This is a genomic window from Pseudomonas sp. D1-36 (assembly GCF_051132205.1).
In the GTDB taxonomy this organism is placed as follows: domain Bacteria; phylum Pseudomonadota; class Gammaproteobacteria; order Pseudomonadales; family Pseudomonadaceae; genus Aquipseudomonas.
Genome location: NZ_CP071674.1, coordinates 3,023,867 through 3,048,114 on the forward strand (window position 1 = coordinate 3,023,867; position 24,248 = coordinate 3,048,114).

Annotated in this window: 22 protein-coding genes; 13 read left to right on the top strand and 9 right to left on the bottom strand. The window is 61.3% G+C overall.

The window, feature by feature from the left end; genetic code table 11:
* Window positions 1-29: 29 nt before the first annotated feature.
* The 7 genes from J3P76_RS13385 (at window position 30) to J3P76_RS13415 (ending at window position 8,451) form a co-directional block, all read left to right on the top strand.
* Window positions 30-1,340 carry an ABC transporter substrate-binding protein gene (locus J3P76_RS13385; protein WP_420766862.1) on the top strand — a complete coding sequence of 437 codons (1,311 nt, stop codon included), beginning with the start codon at window positions 30-32 and terminating at the stop codon, window positions 1,338-1,340.
* A 164-nt stretch (window positions 1,341-1,504) separates the two neighbouring features.
* Complete coding sequence (locus tag J3P76_RS13390; RefSeq protein WP_030142680.1) at window positions 1,505-2,437, top strand: carbohydrate ABC transporter permease; 933 nt, start codon at window positions 1,505-1,507, stop codon at window positions 2,435-2,437.
* Window positions 2,438-2,447: 10 nt separating this feature from the next.
* Window positions 2,448-3,278 carry a carbohydrate ABC transporter permease gene (locus tag J3P76_RS13395; protein ID WP_014338173.1) on the top strand — a complete coding sequence of 277 codons (831 nt, stop codon included), beginning with the start codon at window positions 2,448-2,450 and terminating at the stop codon, window positions 3,276-3,278.
* Window positions 3,279-3,317: 39 nt separating this feature from the next.
* Window positions 3,318-4,421 carry an ABC transporter ATP-binding protein gene (locus J3P76_RS13400; RefSeq protein ID WP_434611291.1) on the top strand — a complete coding sequence of 368 codons (1,104 nt, stop codon included), beginning with the start codon at window positions 3,318-3,320 and terminating at the stop codon, window positions 4,419-4,421.
* 16 nt (window positions 4,422-4,437) lie between these two features.
* On the top strand, window positions 4,438-5,919 hold the full coding sequence (locus J3P76_RS13405) for a mannitol dehydrogenase family protein (protein ID WP_434611289.1): 1,482 nt from the start codon (window positions 4,438-4,440) through the stop codon (window positions 5,917-5,919).
* A gap of 93 nt (window positions 5,920-6,012) precedes the next feature.
* Window positions 6,013-7,500 (top strand): xylulokinase, encoded by a 1,488-nt coding sequence (gene xylB / locus J3P76_RS13410; RefSeq protein ID WP_434611287.1) that lies wholly within the window; start codon window positions 6,013-6,015, stop codon window positions 7,498-7,500.
* A 12-nt stretch (window positions 7,501-7,512) separates the two neighbouring features.
* Window positions 7,513-8,451, top strand: coding sequence for a carbohydrate kinase family protein (locus tag J3P76_RS13415; RefSeq protein WP_434700842.1), 939 nt, complete (start codon window positions 7,513-7,515; stop codon window positions 8,449-8,451).
* 71 nt (window positions 8,452-8,522) lie between these two features.
* On the opposite strand, the gene J3P76_RS13420 is transcribed toward J3P76_RS13415, so the two are convergent.
* The 4 genes from J3P76_RS13420 to J3P76_RS13435 form a co-directional block, all read right to left on the bottom strand.
* Window positions 8,523-8,801: a DUF1652 domain-containing protein gene (locus J3P76_RS13420; protein WP_420766886.1), complete on the bottom strand. Its 279-nt coding sequence runs from the start codon at window positions 8,799-8,801 to the stop codon at window positions 8,523-8,525.
* A gap of 379 nt (window positions 8,802-9,180) precedes the next feature.
* Entirely contained in the window at window positions 9,181-10,188 is a 1,008-nt protein-coding gene (gene ilvA / locus J3P76_RS13425) for a threonine ammonia-lyase, biosynthetic (protein WP_434700843.1), read from the bottom strand.
* 256 nt (window positions 10,189-10,444) lie between these two features.
* Complete coding sequence (locus tag J3P76_RS13430; protein WP_434674901.1) at window positions 10,445-11,593, bottom strand: PQQ-dependent sugar dehydrogenase; 1,149 nt, start codon at window positions 11,591-11,593, stop codon at window positions 10,445-10,447.
* 40 nt (window positions 11,594-11,633) lie between these two features.
* Complete coding sequence (locus J3P76_RS13435) at window positions 11,634-11,975, bottom strand: hypothetical protein (protein ID WP_434700844.1); 342 nt, start codon at window positions 11,973-11,975, stop codon at window positions 11,634-11,636.
* 221 nt (window positions 11,976-12,196) lie between these two features.
* Between J3P76_RS13435 and J3P76_RS13440 the strand changes: the two genes are divergently transcribed.
* Together J3P76_RS13440 and ligD are read left to right on the top strand one after the other, a co-directional pair.
* Window positions 12,197-13,087: a Ku protein gene (locus J3P76_RS13440; RefSeq protein ID WP_434611280.1), complete on the top strand. Its 891-nt coding sequence runs from the start codon at window positions 12,197-12,199 to the stop codon at window positions 13,085-13,087.
* Between the two features lie 33 nt (window positions 13,088-13,120).
* Window positions 13,121-15,109 carry a DNA ligase D gene (ligD, locus tag J3P76_RS13445; protein ID WP_434611278.1) on the top strand — a complete coding sequence of 663 codons (1,989 nt, stop codon included), beginning with the start codon at window positions 13,121-13,123 and terminating at the stop codon, window positions 15,107-15,109.
* A 5-nt stretch (window positions 15,110-15,114) separates the two neighbouring features.
* Here ligD and lpxO read toward each other — a convergent pair whose 3' ends face one another.
* Entirely contained in the window at window positions 15,115-16,014 is a 900-nt protein-coding gene (lpxO, locus tag J3P76_RS13450; RefSeq protein ID WP_434611276.1) for a lipid A hydroxylase LpxO, read from the bottom strand.
* A gap of 404 nt (window positions 16,015-16,418) precedes the next feature.
* On the opposite strand from lpxO, the gene J3P76_RS13455 reads away from it, so the two are divergent.
* Complete coding sequence (locus J3P76_RS13455) at window positions 16,419-18,005, top strand: ABC-F family ATPase (RefSeq protein WP_420766852.1); 1,587 nt, start codon at window positions 16,419-16,421, stop codon at window positions 18,003-18,005.
* Window positions 18,006-18,350: 345 nt separating this feature from the next.
* On the top strand, window positions 18,351-19,544 hold the full coding sequence (locus J3P76_RS13460; RefSeq protein WP_420766851.1) for an MFS transporter: 1,194 nt from the start codon (window positions 18,351-18,353) through the stop codon (window positions 19,542-19,544).
* Here J3P76_RS13460 and J3P76_RS13465 read toward each other — a convergent pair.
* Together J3P76_RS13465 and J3P76_RS13470 are read right to left on the bottom strand one after the other, a co-directional pair.
* Window positions 19,538-20,575 (bottom strand): alpha/beta hydrolase family protein, encoded by a 1,038-nt coding sequence (locus tag J3P76_RS13465; protein ID WP_434611272.1) that lies wholly within the window; start codon window positions 20,573-20,575, stop codon window positions 19,538-19,540. The genes J3P76_RS13460 and J3P76_RS13465 overlap by 7 nt on opposite strands.
* Before the next feature lie 183 nt (window positions 20,576-20,758).
* Window positions 20,759-21,367, bottom strand: a complete 609-nt coding sequence (locus J3P76_RS13470) for an FMN-dependent NADH-azoreductase (protein WP_420766849.1) — start codon at window positions 21,365-21,367, stop codon at window positions 20,759-20,761.
* A 129-nt stretch (window positions 21,368-21,496) separates the two neighbouring features.
* Between J3P76_RS13470 and J3P76_RS13475 the strand changes: the two genes are divergently transcribed.
* Window positions 21,497-22,405: a LysR substrate-binding domain-containing protein gene (locus J3P76_RS13475; protein WP_420766848.1), complete on the top strand. Its 909-nt coding sequence runs from the start codon at window positions 21,497-21,499 to the stop codon at window positions 22,403-22,405.
* Window positions 22,402-22,752 (top strand): MmcQ/YjbR family DNA-binding protein, encoded by a 351-nt coding sequence (locus J3P76_RS13480; RefSeq protein WP_420766847.1) that lies wholly within the window; start codon window positions 22,402-22,404, stop codon window positions 22,750-22,752. The genes J3P76_RS13475 and J3P76_RS13480 overlap by 4 nt, the downstream gene beginning before the upstream one ends.
* Window positions 22,753-22,756: 4 nt before the next feature.
* On the opposite strand, the gene J3P76_RS13485 is transcribed toward J3P76_RS13480, so the two are convergent.
* Both J3P76_RS13485 and J3P76_RS13490 read right to left on the bottom strand, forming a co-directional pair.
* Window positions 22,757-23,179, bottom strand: coding sequence for a DUF1294 domain-containing protein (locus J3P76_RS13485; RefSeq protein WP_434563912.1), 423 nt, complete (start codon window positions 23,177-23,179; stop codon window positions 22,757-22,759).
* Window positions 23,176-24,006 (bottom strand): undecaprenyl-diphosphate phosphatase, encoded by an 831-nt coding sequence (locus tag J3P76_RS13490; RefSeq protein WP_420766845.1) that lies wholly within the window; start codon window positions 24,004-24,006, stop codon window positions 23,176-23,178. Before J3P76_RS13490 ends, J3P76_RS13485 begins: the two co-directional genes overlap by 4 nt.
* Between the last annotated feature and the right edge of the window lie 242 nt (window positions 24,007-24,248).

Consider the following 24,248-nt stretch of genomic DNA (forward strand, 5'->3'; position numbering starts at 1 on the left):
AGCCCGTGGGCGCGGAAAAGGAGTGCGCGATGAAACCTTCGGTAAAAGCTCTGCTTGTCTCCACCTGCATGACCCTCAGCAGCGTCAGTTTCGGCGCACAAACCCTGACCATTGCCACCGTCAACAACAGCGACATGATCCGCATGCAAAAACTTTCGAAGACCTTCGAGGCCGAGCACCCGGACATCAAGCTGAACTGGGTGGTGCTTGAAGAAAACGTCCTGCGCCAGCGCCTGACCACCGACATCGCCACCCAGGGCGGTCAGTTCGACGTGCTGACCATTGGCATGTACGAAGCCGCACTCTGGGGCGCCAAAGGCTGGTTGGAACCGATGAAAGACCTGCCGGCCGCCTATGACCTGGACGACATTTTCCCGTCCGTGCGCGATGGCTTGTCGGTAAAGGGTTCGCTATACGCCCTGCCGTTCTATGCCGAAAGCTCGATCACTTACTACCGCACGGACCTGTTCAAGGACGCCGGGCTGACCATGCCCGAGCACCCGACCTGGACCCAGATCGGAGAGTTCGCGCAAAAACTCACCGACAAATCCAAGGAACAATATGGCCTGTGCCTGCGGGGCAAGGCCGGTTGGGGCGAGAACATGGCGCTGATCACGACCCTGGCCAACGGCTTTGGCGCGCGCTGGTTCGATGAGAAGTGGCAGCCGCAATTCAATGGACCCGAGTGGAAGGATGCCCTGAACTTCTACGTCGACAACATGAAGAAATCCGGCCCGCCGGGCGCTTCCAGCAACGGTTTCAACGAAAACCTGGCCCTGTTCAACAGCGGCAAGTGCGCGGTCTGGGTCGATGCCAGCGTCGCGGGCTCGTTCGTGACCGACAAGACCCAGAGCAAGGTGGCCGATCACGTAGGCTTCACCTTCGCGCCCCACGAGAAAACCGAAAAAGGCACCTCGTGGATGTACTCCTGGTCGCTGGCGATCCCGGCCAGTTCCAAAGCCAAGGAAGCCGCCAAAGTGTTTACGACTTGGGCAACGTCCAAGGAGTACGGCCAGTTGGTCGCCAAGACTGATGGCATTGCCAACGTACCACCGGGCACCCGCGCCTCCACTTACAGCGACGAGTACATGAAGGCCGCGCCGTTTGCCAAGGTAACGCTGGAATCGTTGAAAGTCGCCGACCCGAAAGCCCCCACCCTCAAGCCTGTGCCCTACATCGGCATCCAGTTGGTCACCATTCCCGAGTTCCAGGCCATCGGCACCCAGGTAGGCAAGTTCTTCTCGGGCGCACTGACCGGCCAGCAAACCGTGGACCAGGCGTTGACCGCCGCGCAATCCACCACCGAACGCGAGATGAAGCGCGCCGGGTATCCCAAGTAAAGGCCTGTAGGTATCCATTTGTGGCGAGGGAGCTTGCTCCCGCTGGCGGGCGAAGCCCGCCCTGGCGATCTGAAAGATTGCCTATCGATATGGGCCCGCTACGCGGTCCAGCGGGAGCAAGCTCCCTCGCCACAGGGAAACGCGTCGCATAAGAGTAAGCACTCATGAATACCTCAACAACGACAGTCAAAGCCCCCATCGAAATAGCCCCGCCGGCCCGCAAGATCCGCCTGGCCAACCCCGGCTGGTTCCTGGTCAGCCCTTCGGTCGCCTTGTTGCTGCTGTGGATGATTGTGCCCCTGGGCATGACCGTCTACTTCTCGATGATCCGCTACAACCTGCTGTACCCCGGCGAAAACGAATTCGTCGGGCTGGAAAACTTCACCTATTTCCTGACCGACTCGGGCTTCATGCCCGGCGCCACCAATACCCTGTTGCTGGTGGGCAGCGTGCTGTTGATCAGTATCGTCCTCGGGGTGTTGATCAGCGCGTTGCTGGAGGCCAGCGAGTTTTTTGGGCGCGGCATCGTCCGCGTGCTGCTGATCTCGCCGTTCTTCATCATGCCCACGGTCGGTGCGCTGATTTGGAAAAATCTGATTTTCCATCCAGTCTCCGGGATCCTCGCTTCGGTGTGGAAGCTCTTCGGCGCCCAACCGGTGGATTGGCTGGCGCACTACCCGCTGCTGTCGATCATCATCATCGTCAGCTGGCAATGGCTGCCCTTCGCGATCCTGATCCTGATGACCGCCATGCAGTCCCTGGACCAGGAACAGAAAGAAGCTGCCCGCCTGGACGGCGCCGGCCCCATCGCGATTTTCTGGCACTTGACCCTGCCACACCTGGCCCGCCCGATTGCCGTGGTGGTGATGATCGAAACCATTTTCCTGCTGTCGGTGTTCGCCGAGATCTTCACCACCACCAACGGTGGCCCTGGTTATGCCTCGACCAACCTTGCGTACCTGATCTACAACCAGGCACTGGTGCAGTTCGACGTCGGCATGGCGTCGGCCGGTGGGCTGATTGCCGTGGTCATCGCCAACATCGCCGCCATCATCCTGGTCCGGATGATCGGCAAAAACCTCACCGACAAGCATTGAGGCCGTCGCCATGACTCTTCAACAATCCCGTCGACTGCAAAGCCTGCTGTTGGGCACGTTGGCCTGGGCCATCGCGATCCTGATCTTTTTCCCGATCTTCTGGATGGTGTTGACCAGCTTCAAGACCGAAATCGACGCCTTCGCCACGCCGCCGCAGTTCATCTTCGCGCCGACGCTGGAGAACTACCTGCACATCAACGAGCGCAGCAACTACTTCAGCTTCGCCTGGAACTCGGTGGTGATCTCCTTCAGCGCCACTGCTCTTTGCCTGCTGATCGCGGTGCCGGCGGCCTACTCCATGGCGTTCTACGAAACCCAGCGCACCAAAGGCACGCTGCTGTGGATGCTTTCCACCAAGATGCTGCCGCCGGTAGGCGTACTGATGCCGATCTACCTGCTGGCCAAGCAATTTGGCCTGCTGGACACGCGCCTTGCGCTGATCATCATCTACACGCTGATCAACCTGCCGATCGTGGTCTGGATGATTTACACCTATTTCAAGGACATCCCTCGCGACATCCTCGAAGCCGCGCGGCTGGACGGCGCCACCTTGTGGCAGGAAATGGTTCGTGTGCTGCTGCCCATCGCCAAGGGCGGGTTGGCGTCTACCGTGCTGCTGTCGCTGATCCTGTGCTGGAACGAGGCGTTCTGGTCGCTGAACCTCACCTCGTCCAAAGCGGCGCCGCTGACTGCCTTGATCGCCTCTTACTCCAGCCCGGAAGGCCTGTTCTGGGCCAAATTGTCCGCCGTCTCGACCCTGGCCTGCGCGCCGATCCTGATCTTCGGCTGGATCAGCCAGAAACAATTGGTGCGCGGCTTGTCCTTCGGCGCGGTGAAATAACGCGCCTTACACAGTTATCAGAAGTGGAGGCCCATCATCATGGCCAACCTGAAAATCAAGAATCTGCAAAAAGGCTTCGAAGGTTTCTCCATCATCAAGGGCATCGACCTTGAAGTGAACGACCGCGAGTTCGTGGTGTTCGTCGGCCCGTCGGGCTGCGGCAAGTCCACGCTGCTGCGGTTGATCGCCGGCCTTGAAGAAGTCAGCGACGGCACCATCGAACTGGACGGCCGCGACATCACTGAAGTCAGCCCGGCCAAGCGCGACCTGGCGATGGTGTTCCAGACCTACGCCCTTTACCCGCACATGAGCGTGCGCAAGAACATGTCCTTCGCCCTGGACTTGGCCGGCGTGCCCAAGGCCGACGTCGAGAAGAAAGTCAACGAAGCGGCGCGCATCCTCGAACTGGGGCCGATGTTGGAGCGCAAGCCCAAGCAACTGTCCGGTGGACAGCGCCAGCGCGTGGCGATCGGCCGGGCCATCGTGCGCAATCCGAAGATTTTTCTGTTCGACGAACCTCTGTCCAACCTCGACGCCGCCCTGCGGGTGCAGATGCGTTTGGAATTGGCGCGTCTGCACAAGGAACTGCAAGCGACGATGATCTACGTGACCCACGACCAGGTCGAAGCCATGACTCTGGCCGACAAGGTCGTCGTGCTCAACAGCGGGCGCGTCGAGCAGGTGGGCTCGCCTCTGGAGCTGTACCATCAGCCGGCGAACCTGTTCGTCGCCGGCTTCCTCGGAACGCCGAAGATGGGCTTCCTCAAGGGCAAGGTCACCGGCCTGGACGACCAGGGTTGTGAAGTGCTGCTGGACGCCGGCACTCGCATCAGCCTGCCGCGAATTGGCTCGAACTTGAGCATCGGCGGCGCGGTAACCCTGGGGATTCGCCCGGAGCACCTTAACCTGGCCCAGCCGGGCGATTGCACGCTGCGGGTGACCGCCGATGTCAGCGAGCGCCTGGGCAGCGACACCTTCTGTCACGTCATCACCGCTTCCGGCGAAGCCCTGACCATGCGCGTGCGCGGTGACCTGGCGAGCCGATTCGGCGAGCAACTGGACCTGCACCTGGACGCCGAACACTGCCACTTATTCGATGCCGAGGGCGTAGCGGTTTCCCGCGCGCTGCGCGCTGCCGCCTGATTGCCGAGATTTTGCGATGAAACTCAACCGACAGAACCTGCACAACCTCAACGCAGAGGTCGTCCTGCCCGCTTATAACCTGGACGACCGGCGCCAAGGCATCGCCCACATCGGTGTCGGTGGCTTCCACCGTGCGCACCAGGCGTATTACACCGATGCATTGATGAACACCGGCGAAGGCCTCGACTGGGCCATTTGCGGCGTAGGCCTGCGCCCCGAAGATCGCCGCGCCCGGGACGACCTGGCCGGCCAGGATTTCCTGTTCACCCTCTATGAACTGGGCGACACCGACGACACCGAAGTCCGGGTGATCGGTGCCATCACCGACATGCTGCTGGCCGAAGACAGCGCCCAGGCATTGATCGACAAGCTGGCCGACCCGCAGATCCGCATCGTCTCGCTGACCATCACCGAAGGTGGCTACTGCATCGACGACAGCAACGGCGAGTTCATGGCCCACCTGCCGCAGATCCAGCACGACCTGGCCCACCCCGACGCGCCGAAGACCGTGTTTGGATTTCTGTGCGCAGCCCTGGCCAAGCGCCGCGCCGAGGGGACGCCGGCGTTTACCTTGATGTCTTGCGATAACCTGCCCCACAACGGCGCGGTGACGCGCAATGCGCTGCTGGCCTTCGCCGCGCTGCGTGATCCGGCGCTGGGGCAATGGATTGACTGCAACGTGAGTTTCCCCAACGCCATGGTCGACCGCATCACCCCGATGACCAGTGGCGCCCACCGCTTGCAGCTGCATGACGAGCATGGCATCGATGACGCTTGGCCGGTGGTATGCGAGCCGTTCGTGCAGTGGGTATTGGAAGACAAGTTCGTCAACGGTCGCCCGGCCTGGGAGAATGTCGGCGTGCAATTTACCGACGACGTTTCGCCTTACGAAGAAATGAAGATCAAGCTGCTCAACGGCAGCCATCTCGCCCTGACCTACCTGGGTTTCCTCAAGGGTTATCGCTTCGTCCACGAAACCATGAACGACCCGTTGTTCGTGCGCTACATCCGCGCCTACATGGACTTTGACGTCACGCCCCAACTGGCGCCCGTACCCGGCATCGATCTGACGCTGTACAAGGACACCCTGGTGGAGCGCTTCTCCAACCAGGCCATCGCCGACCAACTGGAACGGGTGTGTTCGGATGGCTCGTCGAAATTTCCGAAGTTCACCGTACCGACCCTCAATCGCCTGATTGCCGACGGCGGCGAGACCCGCCGCGCGGCGTTGGTGGTGGCGGCCTGGGCGGTGTATCTAAAGGGTGTGGACGAGAATGGCGCGGTCTATTCAATTCCCGACCCTCGCGCGGCTTTCTGCCAGGCGCTGGTGGCTGACGATGCCCTGGTGACCCAGCGGATGTTGGAAGTAGAAGAAATCTTCGGCACGGCTATACCTCGCTCACCTGAATTCGTGGCAGCCTTCGAATGGTGTTGCAACAGCTTGCGCGAGCATGGGGTAACGCGGACGCTTGAGCGAGTGCTGGCGGATCAAGACTAGGTACGGCCCGCCTTTCGTGGCGAGGGAGCTTGCTCCCTCGCCACAGGTTTTGTATGTCCCTGACGATAATCTGATGCTGATCCGAGGATTTCCATGGCAAACCAACAACTGTTCCTGGGCATCGACTGCGGCACCCAAGGCACCAAGGCGCTGATCCTCGACGCGGCCAGCGGCCAGGTACTCGGCCTGGGCGCCGCGGCCCACAGCATGATCAGCGGCGCCAACGGCCGCCGTGAACAAGAGCCCCAGCAGTGGCTCGACGCATTCACCCAGGCGACGCACCAGGCATTGGCCGCCGCCGGGGTCGATGGCCAGGCGATTCTCGGCATCGGCGTGTCCGGGCAGCAGCATGGCTTGGTGCTGCTGGATGACCAAGGCCAGGTCCTGCGCCCGGCCAAGCTTTGGTGCGACACCGAGACCACCCCGGAAAACGATCGGCTGCTGGCGCACCTGGGCGGTGAAAGCGGCAGCCTCGAACGCCTCGGCGTGGTGATCGCGCCGGGCTATACGGTATCCAAATTGCTCTGGACCCAAGAGCAGCACCCCCAGGTCTTCGAGCGCATCGCCAGCGTCCTGCTGCCCCACGACTTCCTCAACCACTGGCTCACCGGTCGCCATTGCAGCGAATATGGCGACGCCTCGGGTACGGGTTATTTCAACGTACGCACCCGTCAATGGGACGTGGCGCTGTTGCGGCATATCGACCCCAGCGGCCGGCTGCAATCGGCTTTGCCCGAACTGATCGAGGCTCACCACCCTGTCGGCAGGATCCTGCCGGAGATCGCCGCACACCTGGGGCTGAACCCCGAGGCGGTGGTGTCCAGCGGCGGCGGAGACAACATGATGGGCGCCATCGGCACCGGCAACATCCAGCCCGGCGTGATTACCATGAGCCTCGGGTCCTCCGGCACCGTGTACGCCTATGGAGCGGAGCCTACCGTCAGTCCGCAGCCATCGGTAGCGACCTTTTGTTCCTCCAGCGGCGGCTGGCTGCCGCTGATCTGCACCATGAACCTGACCAACGCCACCGGGGCCGTGCGCGAGCTGCTGGACCTGGACATCGACACCTTCAACACCCTGGTATCCCAGGCACCGATCGGCGCCGAGGGCGTCTGCATGCTGCCATTCCTCAACGGTGAACGTGTCCCCGCCCTACCCCACGCCACTGGCGCCCTGCTGGGCCTGACGACCACCAACCTGAGCCGGGCCAACCTGTGCCGCGCGGTGGTCGAAGGCACGACATTCGGCCTGCGCTACGGCCTGGACCTGTTGCGTGCCAATGGCCTCAAGGCCCAGAGCATCCGCCTGATCGGCGGCGGCTCGAAGAGCGCGGTCTGGCGGCAGATCGTCGCGGATATCATGGACACCACCGTCATCTGCACCGAGCAGAGCGAGGCGGCGGCCCTGGGCGGGGCAATCCAGGCTGCGTGGTGCCATGGCGGCGCGCAAGAATCCCTGGCCGATCTGTGCGAACGCTGCGTCACGCTCGACCCGGCCAGCGAAACCCGCCCCGTCATCGAGCATGTCGCGGCGTCGCAACACGCCTACGAACGTTACCGGCAACACGTCGCAACCCTTTGAGAGCAGGCAATTATGTATTTGGTGTGTGGTGAAGCGCTGTTTGATTTCTTCAGCGCAAATGAAGCACGAACCCCGGCTTCCCAAGTGAATTACAAAGCGATTGCCGGCGGCTCGCCCTTCAACGTGGCGGTGGGGCTGCGGCGGTTGGGGGTCGAATCAGCGCTGTTTACCGGGCTTTCCGCCGACTATCTGGGTCGTCGTCTGCACCAAGTGCTGGTCGACGAAGGCGTCAGCACCCGGTTCGCCCACGACTTCGATGTGCCAACGACCTTGGCGATGGTAGCTGTCGGGGCCAACGGCTCGCCGCATTACAGCTTCCGTGGCGAAGGCTGCGCGGACCGCCAACTGAGCCTCGACCATCTGCCGACCCTGGGCCCGGAGGTGCGCGGTTTGCACGTCGGCTCGTTTTCCCTCGTGGTGCAACCCGTTGGCGATACATTGCTTGCGCTCGTGCAACGCGAGAGCGGCAAACGCCTGATCAGCCTGGACCCGAACGTGCGGCTCAACCCGCAACCGGATATCGAGCTCTGGCGTTCGCGAATAGCGACACTGGTACCGTACGCCGACCTGATCAAAGTCAGTGACGAGGACTTGAGCCTTCTTTATCCCGACCGCGATCCACAGGATGTCATCGCAGGTTGGCTGGAACACCGCTGCCAACTGGCGTTCCTGACCCGTGGGGGCCAGGGCGCGACGGTGTTCAGCCGTCAGCATGGGGGGTGGTCGCTCCCCGCTTGCCCGGTGCAAATTGCCGATACCGTGGGCGCAGGCGACACGTTCCAGGCGGCGTTGATCGCTTGGCTGACCGAACAGCGATTGGATAATGTGGAGGGTTTGCATTCGCTGGACGCTGGGCAAATCGGCAAGATGCTCGACTTCGCGATGCGCGCTGCTGCGTTGACCTGCGCCAAAACCGGACCGGATTTGCCGTACCGCCAGCAGCTCGATTAGAAAGTAATGACTCGACGCCGGGTTCGACCACATCGGACCCGGGCGTCAGGCTTGCTTAGGTTGGGCTGGAGTTAGCGCCCGTTCATTCGGTGCTGCTGATGAAAATAATTGCCTGAACCGTGACCGTGATCCAGTTCAGTACGCAGCTCGGCAATCAGATCATTGATCGCCCGGCAGCCCGTGAGCTTGGTGGCATCGATGTCGCTCTTAACCAGTGCTACGCGATCGGTTTCATGATCGTCGTAGATCTTGACGGTCATGGACAAGTCCGGTGACAAGGTACATTGCGACCGCTTGGGCAGCAGGCTGCTTTCGATGATGTTTCGCATTTCGAGGGCAGATAAAAACATGGCAACTCTCTCCTGTTGAGCCAGCCAATTCATGTTCACGACGGCGGTATTTTCGTCCGTTTCTTCCCTGCGGACTGGACTGTGAATGCCGTGCCGTTCGTTCATTTTGGCGTTTTCTGGTGTTGGGGCCCGTAGATCGGGCTCCTGTATTTACCCGCAATTAATATGCCCATATCTGAATACTTCCAGACTGTTACAAATCAATGACTTAGCCAGTAACGCCCCTGGAAGGACCGTGCAAAATGCATGGCGAGGGCCTTTCTTCCATGCAAACTGCAATCAGTCAGTTCGACTTGCCACGCTCAGAGTAGGCACTGTTTCGACTTCATGGCCGGGCGTCCGTCGGCTGATTCAAAAAAGTTCGCCTGACGGTTCAACATCAAGCGATTTCCACGGCAGCACGTTCCGCCACGTGGCGCAAGCTGTCGAAGTTGATGTTGGCGCCAGAATCGATAGCAACGAACGTTTGCCCTTGCGCTCCGCTTTGCGCCACGTGTTGCTTGATTCCCGCTACCGCCAGTGCACCGGAGGGCTCGGTGATCGAACGTGTATCGTCATAAATATCTCTGATCGCCGAGCAGAGCTGGTCATTGGTCACGGTGATCACATCATCGACACAGAAGCGACAGATATCGAAACCGTGGGCGCCGATCTGCGCCACCGCCACACCATCGGCAAAAGTGCCCACGCTGGGGAGCGTCACCCGCGCACCCGCTGCCAGCGCGGCTTGAAGACAGGCGGAGTGTTCTGATTCAACGCCGATGATGCGGACTTCGGGGCGTAGATATTTGACGTATGCCGCCACCCCGGCGATCAGCCCTGCGCCGCCCACTGGAACGAAAATCGCGTCCAATCGGCCTGGATGCTGGCGCAGGATCTCCATCGCAACGGTTCCCTGCCCGGCGATAACATCCGGATCGTCGAACGGTGAAACGAACTCCCGCCCGCTGCGGCGAGCCAGTTCCAACGCGAACGCCAAGGCAAACGGGAAACTTCCACCGTGCAACAACTCCTCGGCGCCTCGGCTGCGTACACCTGTCACTTTCAATTGCGGCGTGGTCTGCGGCATCACAATGCAGGCCGAAATGCCCAGCTCCCGCGCCGCCAGCGCCACGCCCTGGGCATGATTGCCCGCCGAGGCGGTGATGACCCCACGGCTGCGCTGCTCCGGGGTCAGTTGCACCAACTTGTTGTAAGCACCGCGGATCTTGAAGGAAAAGGTCGGCTGCAGATCTTCACGCTTGAGCAGGATCTGATTGCCGAGGGCCTGGGATAGCGCGGGTGCCGCCTGCAACGGTGTGGCCACCGCCAGCTCGTAGACCGGAGCGGCAAGGATCCTTTTTACATACTGTTCCAGCAAATCCAGCTCGGCACTGGTCGGGGTCATGGCGGTCTCCTGGTTCTGAAGAAGCCCTGGAGACAGAAAGAAAAAACCCGCCTCTAGGGCGGGTTCGGTGCAGCCGTCAGCTAGCCCGCCAATCAGGAATGGCGGTAATAATGCTTGGCTGGCTGCGCAACACGGTGGAAGTCATGGCTGGAAATTAGCCGCGACGAAGCGGTAAGTCAACGGAAATCAAGTCGCTGCAATCTTGTGGCGAAGGGGTGAATCCCCTCGCCACAACTTTAGTTTCATCGCATCGCGATTACTTCAGTCCGACCTTGTACAACGCGCCGTCATCTTCGTCCGTCAATACGTAGAGGAAACCATCCGGGCCCTGGCGAACATCGCGGATGCGCTCCTTGAGCTCACCCAGCAAGCGCTCTTCATGAACGACCTTGTCACCTTCGAACTCCAGGCGAATCAGGTCCTTGGACACCAGCGCGCCGATAAACGCGTTGCGCTGCCAAGGCTTGAAACGATCGTTGTCGTAGAACGCCATGCCGCTGAGCCCCGGCGATACCTGCCAGACGTGGTGCGGCCCTACGGTGCCTTCGACAGTCTTGCCCTGGGCCTCGGGAATCGGCGCGCCGGAATAGTTGTCGCCATGGGTCGCCAACGGCCAGCCATAGTTCTTGCCTCGCTCGATGATGTTCATCTCGTCACCACCCTTGGGGCCGTGCTCGTTTTCCCACAACGTGCCGTTCCAGGGGTTCAGCGCAGCGCCTTGGGGGTTACGAAGGCCGTATGACCAGATCTCCGGGCGTACGTTTTTCTGGCCGATGAAGGGGTTGTCGTCAGGCACCTTGCCGTCGGGGTAGACCCGCACGATCTTGCCCTGCAGCTTGTCCAGGTCCTGGGCGGTGGCACGGTCGTTGTTCTCCCCAAGCGTAATGAAGAGATAGCCATCCCGGTCGAACACCAGGCGGGAACCGAAGTGGTTGCCAGTGGAGAGCTTGGGCTGCTGTCGGAAAATCACGTCGAAGCCGTCAAGGCTTTTCAAGTCCTTGGACAATTGCCCCCGACCCACGGCAGTGCCGGCCTTGCCGTCCTCCCCGGCCTCGGCGTAGGACAGGTAGATCGTGCGGTCCTGCTTGAAGTCCGGAGACAGCACCACATCCAGCAAACCGCCCTGTCCCTTGGCCCAGACCCGCGGAACACCGTTCAGCGGTGCAGACAATCTTCCATCGGTGCTAACCCACCGCAGGTTGCCGGCGCGCTCCGTCACCAGCATGCCTTGCTGGTCAGGCAGGAACGCCACGGACCAAGGGTGCTCGAGCCCCCTGGCTACCGTCGTGACTTCGAGGGTGCCCTCCTCGCTCTTCAATGCCTGGACTTGCGCGGCGAAGACCGGTGTAGCGAAGACCACCATCGCGCTGGCAAACAGGGTGGCCCGGAATGTTTTACGCAACATGCACACTTCCTTCTGTGGTGACATGGATCAGGACGGCGCCTCAGCGATTGCCGTTGTTCGTGTTCCTGGGGGGTGTCGGAGATTCAATCGTCGGCCGTGGCGAACCGGCTGGCGAGCCAGCCCGAGGATAGCCGTTGCCGATACCGCTATTTTCCAGGGTCGGGGGCCGCGGCACCGGCACCGTCGGGTTGCTGCGAATGGTTGGCACGTTGGGCTGGGTGCCCTGCATGCTGTTGGGGTTGGCCCGGCGGATCGGGCTGTTGTACGGATTGTTGTTGCCCGGCGCGTTCTGCGCTAGCAACACGGGCCCGGTGACCGGGGTAACGGCCTGGGCCGTGGCGCTCATGAAAAGCGCTATCAAGGCGAGCACCCGCCTGTTCATGGAAACCTCCCTGCAACACGAGACGATACCGGCATATCGAAAGCACGCTACGCCGCAGGTTCGTTGTTGTTAAGCGAAATATCCCACTGAAGATGTAACGAGGCATCTCCGCCTGCGGCCTCCCATGGACGTCAACCGCAGCCAGCCGGCGCCCGGCGGAAACTTTTCCCAAGCCAGTGGGGTCACCAGAGAGACCACTCACCGGTAAGGAAAAATGCACCATGGCACGGGCAATCTGGAAAGGCGCAATCAGTTTCGGACTGGTCCACATTCCCGTGGCGCTGGTGTCGGCCACAGCGTCCCAAGGCGTGGATTTCGACTGGCTGGACAAACGCAGCATGGATCCGGTGGGGTACAAGCGTGTCAACAAGGTCACCGGCAAGGAAGTGACCAAGGATGACATCGTCAAAGGCGTGCAGTACCAGAAGGGTCAATACGTGCTGATCAGCGAGGAGGAAATTCGCGCAGCCCACCCCAAGTCGACCCAGACCATCGACATTTTCTCTTTTGTCGACACCGAGAAGATCCCGCTACAGAACATCGACAAGCCTTATTTTCTGGCGCCGGACAAGCGCGGCGGCAAGGTCTATGCGCTGCTGCGCGAGACCCTGCTCAAGACCAACAAAGTCGCCCTGGCGAATGTGGTGCTGCATACCCGCCAGCACCTGGCGGCGCTCATGCCGCTGGAATCGGCCCTGGTGCTGGTGATGCTGCGCTGGCCTGCCGAAGTCCGCGAACTCGATGTACTGGAACTGGGCGACGAAGTGACCAACCCCACGTTGGCGAAAGGCGAACTGGAGATGGCCAAACGCCTGGTGCAAGACATGAGTGGTGACTGGGAGCCCCAGGAGTACCGCGACAGTTTCCAGGAAAAAATCATGGAGCTGGTGGAGAAAAAGGCCACCGAAGGCCGGCTCGAAGCGGTGGAAACCGACCCTGGCGAAGAACAGCGCAAGACCGCCGACGTCATCGACCTTACCGAACTGCTCAAGCGCAGCCTTGGCGGCAAGGGCAAGGCCCCGGAAAAACCAGCCGAAAAGACTGCGGCAAAATCGACCAAGACGCGTAAATCCGCTCCAGCTAAAAAAGCCACCAAGGCCTCCCAGGGCTAAACCCCGGGCGCCTGCAATACAAGGGAATCTGTCATGGCCAAGGCCGAGAGTGAATCTGCCCGTCTGTCCGATGTGGAAGCGGACCCAATAACGACTCGTACCCGTGCCCGACGGGGCGAACAGGTGGACAACGGCCGGCTCCCGGAACGTCTGTCACCACCGCTGGCCACGCCGGTGGAGCACCCACCGGCGGGGGAATGGCGCTATGAAGTCCAATTCCACGGGTATCGACTCCTGGCGCGAATCGAGAACGGCGAAGTACGCCTGTTGAATCGCAGCCACACGGACTGGACCGAACGGCTCAGGCTGCACGCCGACGCCCTGGCGAAGTTGGACCTGGGTGACTGTTGGCTCGATGGGGAACTGGTGCTGCTCGACGACACCGGCCATTCCGACTTCCCTGCCCTGCGCCAGGCCTTCGAGATCGGTCGTAGCGTCGACATGGTCTACTTTCTTTTCGACGCGCCGTTTCTCAATGGCATCGACATGCGCCAACAACCTTTGGAAGAACGCCGCGCCGCACTCAAGAACGCCCTGAAGAACAACACCAGCAAGCGCCTGCGGTTTTCAGAGGCATTCTCCGCAAGCCAACACGACATCTTCGAAAGTGCCACCGCCCTTTCCTTGGACAGTGTGGTCGGCAAGCGCCTGGGCAGCCCCTATGTCTCCGGCCGCAATCCCGATTGGGTCAAGCTCAAGTGTCGGCTGCGCCAGTGCTTCGTTATCGTGGGCTTCACGCGCCCGCAAGGCAAACGCAGCGGTTTTGGCGCACTGTTGCTGGCGGTCAACGGGCCGTCGGGGCTGGTGTACGCCGGTCGGGTCGGCACGGGCTTCAGCCAGTCCCAACTCAAGCAACTGCATGAACAACTCTGCGCCCAGGAGCGCGAAACCTCACCGCTGGACAAAACGCTCAGCGGCGCACAGGCACGCGGCGTGCATTGGGTCGAGCCGACGCAAGTCTGCGAAGTTGAATTCGCTGAATGGACCGGCGACGGCCTGGTCCGCCAGGCGGTATTCCTTGAGCTACCGGGCGACGGGCAAGCCAGTCGCGTTGTGCGCGAACAGCCCATGCCGATAAAAGCGGCGGCCCCCAAGCCCAAGCGTCGGACCAAGGCCAACGCCGCCAAGGTCGACGGCGTGGTGATCACCCACCCCGACCGCGTCGTCGACAGCGTCAGCGGCGTGCAAAAAGCAGAGCTGGCGCAATACTACCTGGACATCGCCCCGTGGATCCTGCCCCACCTCAAGTTGCGCCCGGTCGCGCTTGTGCGGGCACCGGAGGGGATCGGCGAAGAACTGTTCTTCCAGAAACATGCCGACCGCCTGGAGATCCCTCATATCAAACAGCTGGACCCGGACCTGGACCCAGGCCACGCGGCGCTGATGGAGATCGACAGCGTCCATGCGCTGGTCGGCGCCGCGCAGATGGGTGCGGTGGAGTTGCACACCTGGACGGCGACCCATGACCGGATCGAGACACCCGACCTGTTCGTCCTGGACCTGGACCCCGACCCGTCGCTGCCCTGGAGCGCCATGCTGGAAGCGACACGCATGACCTTGTCGGTGCTTGACGAACTGGGCTTGCAAGGATTTCTCAAGACCAGCGGTGGCAAAGGCATGCACGTCATCGTGCCGATGGCGCGCAGCGAGGGGTGGGATGTCACCAAAGCCTTCGCCAAGGCCATCTCACAATTCCTGACCCGGCAGATGCCGCAACGAATCACCGCGACCATGGGGCCGAAGAACCGAGTGGGCAAGGTGTTTGTCGACTATCTGCGCAACGCCCGTGGCGCCAGCACCGTGGCCGCCTACTCGGTGCGCGCAAGACCAGGCCTGCCGGTTTCGGTCCCGATTGCACGGGACGAACTGGACGGCCTGCGCAACGCCCAGCAATGGGACATCCAGACGGCGCTGGAACGGGCCAAGGGCCTGGGCGTCGATCCGTGGGAAGGTTATAGCCATCGCCAGCGGATCACCACCAGGATGTGGACACAGCTGGAGGCTGAAAAGCCCGGTTCCTGAACCTTTCAGATCCAGACGAAAATAGCCAGCAGAGCGCCGAAGAACGCCCATTTCTGCAAGTAGTACAACTTGCGGTTGCGTTTCTTCAGCGCTTTGCCTTGCAGACGAATCTTGTACAACCGTGAAAACGCCCGGTTCAGGCCGCCAGTCTTGTCACCGGCATCGTTCGGCGCTCCAGCGGCGGACATCACGGTACGGCTGAACCAACGGTTGAACGCCGTGGCCCAACGGTACTTCATGGGCCGTTCCACGTCGCAGAACAAGATGATGCGGTTATCTGGCGTCGTGTTTTCGGCGTAATGGATGAACGTCTCGTCGAATATGACCGCCTCGCCGTCCCGCCAGTGATACGACTGGCCGTCGACATCGATGTAGCAACCGGCATCATTGGGCGTCTGCAGGCCCAGGTGGTAGCGATAGGAGCCGGCGTACGGATCACGATGTCGGACCAGTTTCGAGCCCGGCGGAAGTTCAGCGAACATGGCCGCCTTGATCGAGCCGATGCCCTGCACCAGCTCGGTGGTGCGTGGGCACAGCTTCATGGCCGACGGATGGCTGTCGCCATACCACTTGAGATAGAAACGCTTCCAGCCGGTCTTGAAAAAGGAGTTGAAGCCCACGTCGTCATATTGGTTCGAGCGCTTGATCTCGCCTGCTTGCAACAGGTTCTGACCCTCGGCGCGAATTTCTTCCCAATGGGCCTGCAACGGACTCAGGTCCGGGAACTCGCCTGGGCTGAGGAACGGCTTGTTGGGGAATTTCGAGCACAGGTACAGCAGGCAATTGACCGGCGCGAGGAAGGACGAGTGGTCGCTCAGCTGGCGTCCGAGCTTATGCCGCACGCGCCCACGCAGATGCACATAGCAGATGGAGAGGATATAGATCGCAACGATGATGAGCTTCACGGAGTCCGTCACAATGCAAGAGTTGACAGGCGGCGTCTCCTGGCCAGCCAAGCGGCGAGGTAGAGGGCGTCGAGTGAGATGGCATTTTAGCCAGACTTTGTAACTGAAAGTTATCCTCAGTTGTGAAAAACTGTCTCGCCCGGGCAATACCCTATCGTTAACGCGTCCAGATCAGTACAATCGCCGCCCAATATCACGCGCCCCCTTTTGGCCGATGCCGGAAAACCGACCTCGGCGCCTATCCATTCGGGCGAGGCGCTCCGTATGCAGCTGTCCTCTTATGCCGGATGGACCCTTGCGCTTGCGACCGCGAAGCTTCCAGCGCGGTGCGGATCGGCGCAAACAGGTACTGAACAGGTACTGCCGCACCCTTAGCTACTCTGAATGTTCCGCAGGATAAACCTTTGATTTCTACAGCTAACATCACGATGCAGTTCGGCGCCAAGCCGCTGTTCGAAAACGTCTCTGTCAAATTTGGCGCGGGTAACCGCTACGGCCTGATCGGTGCCAACGGTTGCGGCAAGTCGACCTTCATGAAAATCCTCGGAGGCGACCTCGAGCCATCCGGCGGCCAGGTGATGCTGGAGCCGAACGTGCGCCTGGGTAAACTGCGCCAGGACCAGTTCGCCTACGAGCAATTCACCGTGATCGATACCGTGATCATGGGCCACGAAGAGCTGTGGAAGGTCAAGGCCGAGCGCGACCGCATTTATTCGCTGCCGGAGATGACCGAAGAAGACGGCATGGCCGTGGCCGAGCTCGAAACCGAGTTCGCCGAGATGGACGGCTACACCGCCGAATCCCGCGCCGGTGAACTGCTGCTGGGCCTGGGCATTCCCCTGGAACAGCATTTCGGCCCGATGACCGAAGTCGCCCCAGGCTGGAAGCTGCGTGTGTTGCTCGCCCAGGCATTGTTCTCCGATCCGGAAGTGCTGTTGCTCGACGAACCGACCAACCACCTGGACATCAACACCATCCGTTGGCTGGAAAACATCCTCACGGCGCGTAACAGCACCATGATCATCATTTCCCACGACCGGCACTTCCTCAACAGCGTCTGCACCCACATGGCCGACCTGGACTACGGTGAGCTGCGCCTGTTCCCAGGCAACTACGACGAATACATGATCGCGGCCACCCAGTCCCGCGAGCAGTTGCTGTCGGACAACGCCAAGAAGAAAGCCCAGATCGCCGAATTGCAGACGTTCGTCAGCCGGTTCTCGGCCAACGCCTCGAAAGCCAAGCAGGCCACTTCCCGCGCCAAGCAGATCGACAAGATCCAGCTGGCCGAGGTCAAGCCATCGAGTCGCGTCAGCCCGTTCATTCGCTTCGAACAGACCAAGAAGCTGCACCGCCAGGCCGTGACCATCGAGCGCATGTCCAAGGGCTTCGACGGCAAGACGCTGTTCAAGAACTTCAGCTTCACCGTCGAAGCCGGCGAGCGCGTGGCGATCATCGGCCCCAACGGCATCGGCAAGACCACCCTGCTCCGTACCTTGATGGGCGAGCTGACACCGGACGCCGGCTCGGTCAAATGGACCGAAAGCGCGGAACTGGGCTACTACGCCCAGGACCACGCCCACGACTTCGAGGACGACGTCAGTTTGTTCGACTGGATGGGCCAGTGGACTCAGGGCGAACAGATGATCCGTGGCACCCTGGGTCGCATGCTGTTTTCCAACGATGAGATCCTCAAGTCAGTCAAAGTCATCTCCGGTGGTGAACAGGGCCGCATGCTGTTTGGCAAGCTGATCCTGCAAAAGCCGAACGTACTGGTGATGGACGAACCGACCAACCACTTGGACATGGAATCCATCGAAGCGCTGAACCTGGCGCTGGAGAACTACCCGGGCACGTTGATCTTCGTCAGCCACGACCGCGAATTCGTATCGTCCCTGGCGACCCGCATCATCGAGCTGAGCGCCGATGGCGTGGTCGACTTCAGCGGCACCTACGATGACTACCTGCGCAGCCAGGGCGTGATGTTCTAAGAACAGCCACAAGCCGTAAGCCTCAAGCTGCAAGCGAAAGCCCTGTCCATGTGACGGGGCTTTTTCGTTCCAAACCCAAAAACCGGTGGGAGCGAGCCTGCTCGCGGAATGGCCACTCCTGCCAGCATCCCATTGCCTGACCCACCGCCATCGCGAGCAAGCTCGCTCCCACGGGGCACTTGTGGCCTGCCCCAAGGCTCAAGTACACCCAAACACTGTGGGAGCGAGCCTGCTCGCGATGGCGTTGGCACAGCCATCCCGCTCAACAACCGTTAGCCAGCTTCCTTTTCTCCCCGCCACGCGCCATGATGAAGCACTCCTGCCGCTGCCCGCGAACGAGCCACCATGCCAACAGCCCAGCCCGCTCCCAGCTCCTTGTCGATCACCTTGCAGATCGTCTCCATCGTTTTCTACACCTTTATCGCCTTTCTTTGCATCGGACTGCCCATCGCCGTGTTGCCAGGCTATGTCCACGATCAATTGGGCTTCAGCGCCGTCATCGCGGGGCTGACCATCGGCTCGCAATACCTGGCGACCCTGCTCAGCCGCCCCATGGCCGGAAGGCTGTCGGACAGCGTCGGGACCAAGCGGGCCATCGTGTATGGTTTGCTGGGGATTCTGCTCAGCGGCGTGCTGACGCTGATCTCGACATTGCTGCAGGATTTCCCGCTACCAAGCCTGGTGATCCTGATCGCGGGACGTTTGCTCTTGGGGGTCGCCCAAGGGCTGATCGGTGTCGGGACGATCAGTTGGTGCATGGGCCAGGTCGGCGTGGAGCACACCGCCCGCTCGATTTCATGGAATGGGATTGCTTCCTACGGCGCCATCGCCATCGGTGCGCCGCTGGGGGTGGTGATGGTCGGCAGCCTCGGCTTCGACAGCCTGGGCATCGCCTTGTCCTTGTTGGCCGGCATGGCGCTGCTGCTGATTCGCAACAAGCCGTCGGTACCGGTCGTGCGTGGCGAGCGCCTACCCTTCTGGGCCGTGTTCGGGCGCATTTCGCCCTTTGGCGCGAGCCTGTGCCTGGCCTCGATCGGCTACGGCACGCTCACCACCTTCATTACGCTGTTCTATGTCAGCCGCGGGTGGACCGGCGCGGCGTGGTGCCTGACGGTCTTCGGCATCTGCTTCATCCTGTCGCGGCTATTGTTCATTTCCAGCATCGCCCGTTTCGGTGGCTTCAGCTCGGCCATTGTCTGCATGAGCATCGAGACCGTGGGGCTGGTGATGCTCTGGCTCGCCCCCTCCACCGCGTTTGCCCTGGTGGGCGCGGGCCTGGCCGGTTTCGGCTTGTCGCTGGTCTATCCGGCGTTGGGCGTGGAAGCCATCAAGCAGGTGCCCAACAGCAGCCGAGGTGCCGGGTTGAGCGCCTATGCGGTGTTCTTCGACCTGGCATTGGCGATTGCCGGCCCACTGATGGGCGCGGTGGCGTTGAACCTCGGCTACTCGTCGATCTTTTTCTTCGCGGCCTTGTTGTCGCTTATCGGCCTGGGCCTGGCGCTACTGCTGCGCCGGCGGGCCGAGCGTAGCGATCACTGATCGGCCGTCCTCATGCCCGCGCGGGTCGGCTTGCCCAGTGCCTGGCTGAAGAAGCGACTGGCCTCGGAGATCATGGTGCGGTGGATGTCCTTGCGATCGACCCCATCGGCATCGGTACACAGCGCCGGCATTGCCGCGCTCTGCTCGTCGGTGCATGGGGCCATGAAGACGAAGTGGCCGGCCCCGGCCAATGTCTTGAAGTCCGGCGCGGTGGGCAGCTTGCGCGCCAGGGCCGCGGCGTTCTTGTCGAACGCCACCAGTTTGTCGCCGTCGCCACTGTAGAGCAGCACCGGCACATGGACGTCGGCCAACGTGTGACGGCCGAATTTCAGGCTCAATGGCGCCATCAGCAACAATGCGCGAACCCTGGGATCAGCCACCGGCGACAGGTCATCGCGATCGGCAATCAGCTCACCCTGGGTATTGCAGGCGTCACGGTCATCGGGCCGTTCCTGGCAATAGCGCCGCAGGCGATTGAGGTCTGGCGTGGCGCCGGAAAGAATCAAGGCGGTTTCACCGCCCGCCGAATAGCCGATCACGCCCACCTGTCCGGCATTGACGAATGGCGAGAGCATGGGGTCGTTCAACGTTGCGGTGATGGCTTCGGAGATCTGGATCGGCCGCCCGTACAAATTGCTTAAAGTACCGAGTCGGCTGTGATCCTGGGCGTTGTCCCCCGGATGTATCACCGCAACCACCACGAACCCCTTGCGCGCCAGCGACGTGGCCAGGTCATGCAGGGCCAAGGGCGTGCCGGTGTTGCCGTGGGAGAGCATGAGCAATGGAAACCGGCCGATGGCGATCTGAGCATCCTGCGCCGCGTCGATCTGATAGCCGCCCAGGGAGCTGGACTGATCCTTGGCGGTGGACGGATAGAACGCGATGGCATGCATCGGCTGCTGGTCCAGCGGATCGAGAAAATCCAACTCATGGAAACCGGCGCTCCAATGCGGATGCGGCGCCGGCGCGGCCTGCACCGGACCGAGGCTGGCAAACAGACAAAGCAGTAATGCTGCACCAACACGTGTCATCGAATCTTCCACCTTCGCACGCACGGGGAAGGCCCCGTCGTTAGCGTTCTGGCCGTGCATATCCTGCGCCATCCAGCCCAGCGCCGACATACGAAAAAACCCCGTATTCCAGCCGCTTCATGACGACGAGAATACAGGGTTTTGCAAAGGTTGCCCGAAGCGCCTGGCGCCTTTACGCAAGCCTTACGCGGCAGCGAATTGCTGGCCGATCTGCAGCTTGGCTTCGCTTATCGCTTTGCTTCGCATGTCATCACCGTAGGCCAAGCCTTCGGCGCGGACGAATTCGATGTCGGTGATGCCCAGGAACCCGAACATTTGCTTCAGGTAGTCCTCATGGCCTACGCCACTTGGTTGCCCGGCATGTAGGCCGCCGGAGGTCGAGACGATCACCAGCTTCTTGCCGCCGCACAGGCCTTCGGGGCCGGCTTCGGTGTAGCGGAACGTCTGACCAGCCACGGCGATGCGGTCGATCCAGGCCTTGAGCTGGGTCGGAATGCTGAAGTTGTACATCGGAGCAGCGATCACGACGGCGTCTGCCGCAAGGAATTCGGCCATGGTCGATGCGCTGAGGTCGGCTTCGTGCTTGAGGGCAGCATCGCGCAGCTCAGCGCTGGTGCCGGCGGCGACCAGCGTCTGGGCGGAAAAGTGGCTGATGGCATCGGTCGCCAGGTCGCGGTAAGTGACGGTGATGCCCGGCTCGGCGGCTGTCCAAGCCTGGACCAGTTCACGGCTCAATTGGCGCGAAGCGGAGTTGTCGCCGAGGATGCTCGAATCGATGTGCAACAGTTTCATGTGAGTGCTCTCCAAGTGAGGATCGCGACCAGGCGATCAATTGAGAACAATCCTATCGATGAAACCAATAGCCGATAAGATACCAACAATGCGATAGTTTGTTCCACTGACAGGACAATCGAGCTGGCCATGCAGGACCTCAACGATCTTTATTACTTCGCCAAGGTGGTCGAGGCCGGCGGCTTCGCGGCGGCCGGGCGCTTGCTCGGCATACCGAAGTCGCGGCTGTCACGGCGTATAGCCGAGCTGGAAGAGCGTCTCAATGCTCGCCTGTTGCAACGTACGACTCGCCAACTGAAGCTGACCGCCGTGGGCGAACGCTACCTTCGCCACTGCCAGGCGATGTTGCTGGAAGCGGAGATGGCCGACGAGGCCGTGGCGAGCATGTCCAGCGAGCCCCGTGGACGGCTGCGGGTGTCGAGCCCGGTGGGATTGGCGCACCAGTTTTTGCCATCGATCATCGAAACTTTCCTGGCGAAATACCCGCAGGTCCAACTGGAGATGATTCTGCTCAATCGGCGGGTGGACCTGGTCAGCGAAGGCATCGACGTGGCGCTGCGGGTGAGAGACCTGGGTGACGAGGACCCACTGTTGATGACCCGCCGCTTGCGCCAGGCCCGGTTGATCATGGTCGCCAGCCCCGCCTTTACCGAGGGGCGGCGAATCGAAACTCCGGAGGATCTACGGCAACTGCCGGTGCTGGGGGCGTTGGAAGCAGATCGACAGGTTCACCTGCGCCTGCTTGACCGCCGTGGCCAAAGCACCGAACTGGCCTTGGAAGCGCGCCTGGGCATCGATGATTTCATCGTGCGCCGCGCCTGCGCCCTCGCCGGCCTGGGCTTTACCCTGCTGCCGAGCATGTATTGCGAAGAGGAATTGCGCGACGGCAGGTTGGTGGAGTTGTTGCCTGGCTGGTCATCCCCCGATGGCTGGCTCTTGGCGGTTTATCCTCACCGGCGCGGTATGCTGCCGGCGGTGCGCGCCTGGATCGATCATTTGGTGGCGGCGTTTGAACAATGTGGAGAGAAAACGCTATGAGCTTGAGCGAAGAGGATGTCGCACGGTTTTGCCTGGGCCTGCCTGGGGTCAGGGAAGACTACAAGTGGGGCGGCGTGCGGGTATTTTCCATCGCTGGAAACAAGATGTTCGCCTTGCAGGGCCTGCGCAGTGATTCGTTGGCGTTCAAGGTCGACAAGGACCTGTTTCTAGGCCACTGCGACCGGCCCGGCATTCACCCCGCGCCTTATCTGGCCCGGGCGCAGTGGATCATCATGAACGTGCCCTACCCGCTGGGCGATGACGAATTGCGGGGGCTTCTGCAACGCTCCCATCAACTGGTGGTCAGCAAATTGCCGAAGCGGACGCAGGTTGGGTTGTTGCTGTAGCGTCCTAGAACAACGCCAGCAGATGCCCACCCAGGAACAACTGATCCACCCAGAACCCCTGGTGCAATAACACGACGAACCAGAACACCACCTGAAACGAAACCTTGCGGGTCTTGTGGCGAAACACCTGTTGAGCCAGCAACGCACCGGGCCAGCCACCGGCCAGCTCGACGGCGTGCAACACATTTTCCGGCGTGCGCCAGGCGTCCGAACGCGCCTTGCGCTTATCGCTCCAGTAGAGCAAAAACGCCACGACACTGACGAGGCCGTAAGCTGTCATCGGCACCCAGGACTCGCCTTGCAGCCCCAGCAGAAGCGACCCAGCGAGCGGCAAGGCGCACAGCAGCGCGAACACGCCCAGCTTGAGCCGCAGGTTCTGCACGGCCCCGCTGGTGTGACGCGCGCCGCGCCGGCCTGAATCGTTCATGGCTTGGCCGCTGTCCAGTCCACCCAGCCAAACTGCCAGGTCGCCAGGATCAACAGGCCGAACGCAATCCGATACCAGGCGAAGACTGCATAGCTGTGGCTGGCGATGAAGCGCAGCAGGCCCTTGACCGCGATCATGGCGAAGATGAACGCGGTGATGAAGCCGATGGCAAACACGGGGAAATCCGCCGGAACGAACAATTCGCGGTATTTATAGCCGGAGTAAACCGCCGCGCCGACCATGGTCGGCATTGCCAGGAAAAAAGAGAATTCCGTGGCGGTCTTGCGCGACAGGCCGAACAGCAGCCCGCCGATGATGGTTGCCCCGGAGCGGGAGGTGCCGGGAATCATCGCGATGCACTGGGCCAGGCCGACTTTCAGGGCGTCCTTCCATGTCATGTCATCGACGGTTTCGGCGTGCACCGTGTGCTGGCGCTTCTCGGCCCACAGCATCACCAACCCACCCACTACCAGCGCCGTCGCAACGGTAATGGCGTTGAACAGGTAATGATGGATCCAGTCGGCGAGCAGCACGCCCAATATCACCGCGGGAAAGAAGGCAATCAGTAGGTTGGCGGTGAATCGACGGGCGCCGGGCTGGGTCGGCAGGCCCAACACCACATCAAAAATCTTGCGCCGAAACTCCCAGACCACCGCCAGGATCGCGCCGAGCTGGATGATGATGTTGAACGCCATCGAACGTTCGCCACCAAACCCGAGCAAATCCGCAACAACGATCTGGTGCCCCGTGCTGGAAATCGGCAGAAACTCCGTCAGGCCCTCTACCACGCCAAGAATCAATGCCGAAAAGGCAGTCCACAAATCCATTCATCCCCCAAAAAAAAGCCTGTCTATCCAGGCCTTTCTATATTCAAACATTACGCGGCGAGCGCAGCGGGCTGCACGATAACCGCGACCTTGCAAAAAAAACCAATGAAAAAAGCAGAACCGGCTCAGGTTTTGCGCTGCGGGGCCGAAATCCTATCAGACAAGCCCTGATAACGCTGCCGCGTCATGACCCAGGTCCATCACGCGTACCTGCCGAGCGTTAAAGTGCCGGCCGTCGTTAA

Coding starts and splice junctions, on each gene's coding strand:
- J3P76_RS13385 (WP_420766862.1), top strand. CDS start 30: ATGAAACCTTCGGTAAAAGCTCTGCTTGTCTCCACCTGCATGACCCTC.
- J3P76_RS13390 (WP_030142680.1), top strand. CDS start 1,505: ATGAATACCTCAACAACGACAGTCAAAGCCCCCATCGAAATAGCCCCG.
- J3P76_RS13395 (WP_014338173.1), top strand. CDS start 2,448: ATGACTCTTCAACAATCCCGTCGACTGCAAAGCCTGCTGTTGGGCACG.
- J3P76_RS13400 (WP_434611291.1), top strand. CDS start 3,318: ATGGCCAACCTGAAAATCAAGAATCTGCAAAAAGGCTTCGAAGGTTTC.
- J3P76_RS13405 (WP_434611289.1), top strand. CDS start 4,438: ATGAAACTCAACCGACAGAACCTGCACAACCTCAACGCAGAGGTCGTC.
- xylB (WP_434611287.1), top strand. CDS start 6,013: ATGGCAAACCAACAACTGTTCCTGGGCATCGACTGCGGCACCCAAGGC.
- J3P76_RS13415 (WP_434700842.1), top strand. CDS start 7,513: ATGTATTTGGTGTGTGGTGAAGCGCTGTTTGATTTCTTCAGCGCAAAT.
- J3P76_RS13420 (WP_420766886.1), bottom strand. CDS start 8,801: ATGTTTTTATCTGCCCTCGAAATGCGAAACATCATCGAAAGCAGCCTG.
- ilvA (WP_434700843.1), bottom strand. CDS start 10,188: ATGACCCCGACCAGTGCCGAGCTGGATTTGCTGGAACAGTATGTAAAA.
- J3P76_RS13430 (WP_434674901.1), bottom strand. CDS start 11,593: ATGTTGCGTAAAACATTCCGGGCCACCCTGTTTGCCAGCGCGATGGTG.
- J3P76_RS13435 (WP_434700844.1), bottom strand. CDS start 11,975: ATGAACAGGCGGGTGCTCGCCTTGATAGCGCTTTTCATGAGCGCCACG.
- J3P76_RS13440 (WP_434611280.1), top strand. CDS start 12,197: ATGGCACGGGCAATCTGGAAAGGCGCAATCAGTTTCGGACTGGTCCAC.
- ligD (WP_434611278.1), top strand. CDS start 13,121: ATGGCCAAGGCCGAGAGTGAATCTGCCCGTCTGTCCGATGTGGAAGCG.
- J3P76_RS13460 (WP_420766851.1), top strand. CDS start 18,351: ATGCCAACAGCCCAGCCCGCTCCCAGCTCCTTGTCGATCACCTTGCAG.
- J3P76_RS13465 (WP_434611272.1), bottom strand. CDS start 20,575: ATGACACGTGTTGGTGCAGCATTACTGCTTTGTCTGTTTGCCAGCCTC.
- J3P76_RS13470 (WP_420766849.1), bottom strand. CDS start 21,367: ATGAAACTGTTGCACATCGATTCGAGCATCCTCGGCGACAACTCCGCT.
- J3P76_RS13475 (WP_420766848.1), top strand. CDS start 21,497: ATGCAGGACCTCAACGATCTTTATTACTTCGCCAAGGTGGTCGAGGCC.
- J3P76_RS13480 (WP_420766847.1), top strand. CDS start 22,402: ATGAGCTTGAGCGAAGAGGATGTCGCACGGTTTTGCCTGGGCCTGCCT.
- J3P76_RS13485 (WP_434563912.1), bottom strand. CDS start 23,179: ATGAACGATTCAGGCCGGCGCGGCGCGCGTCACACCAGCGGGGCCGTG.
- J3P76_RS13490 (WP_420766845.1), bottom strand. CDS start 24,006: ATGGATTTGTGGACTGCCTTTTCGGCATTGATTCTTGGCGTGGTAGAG.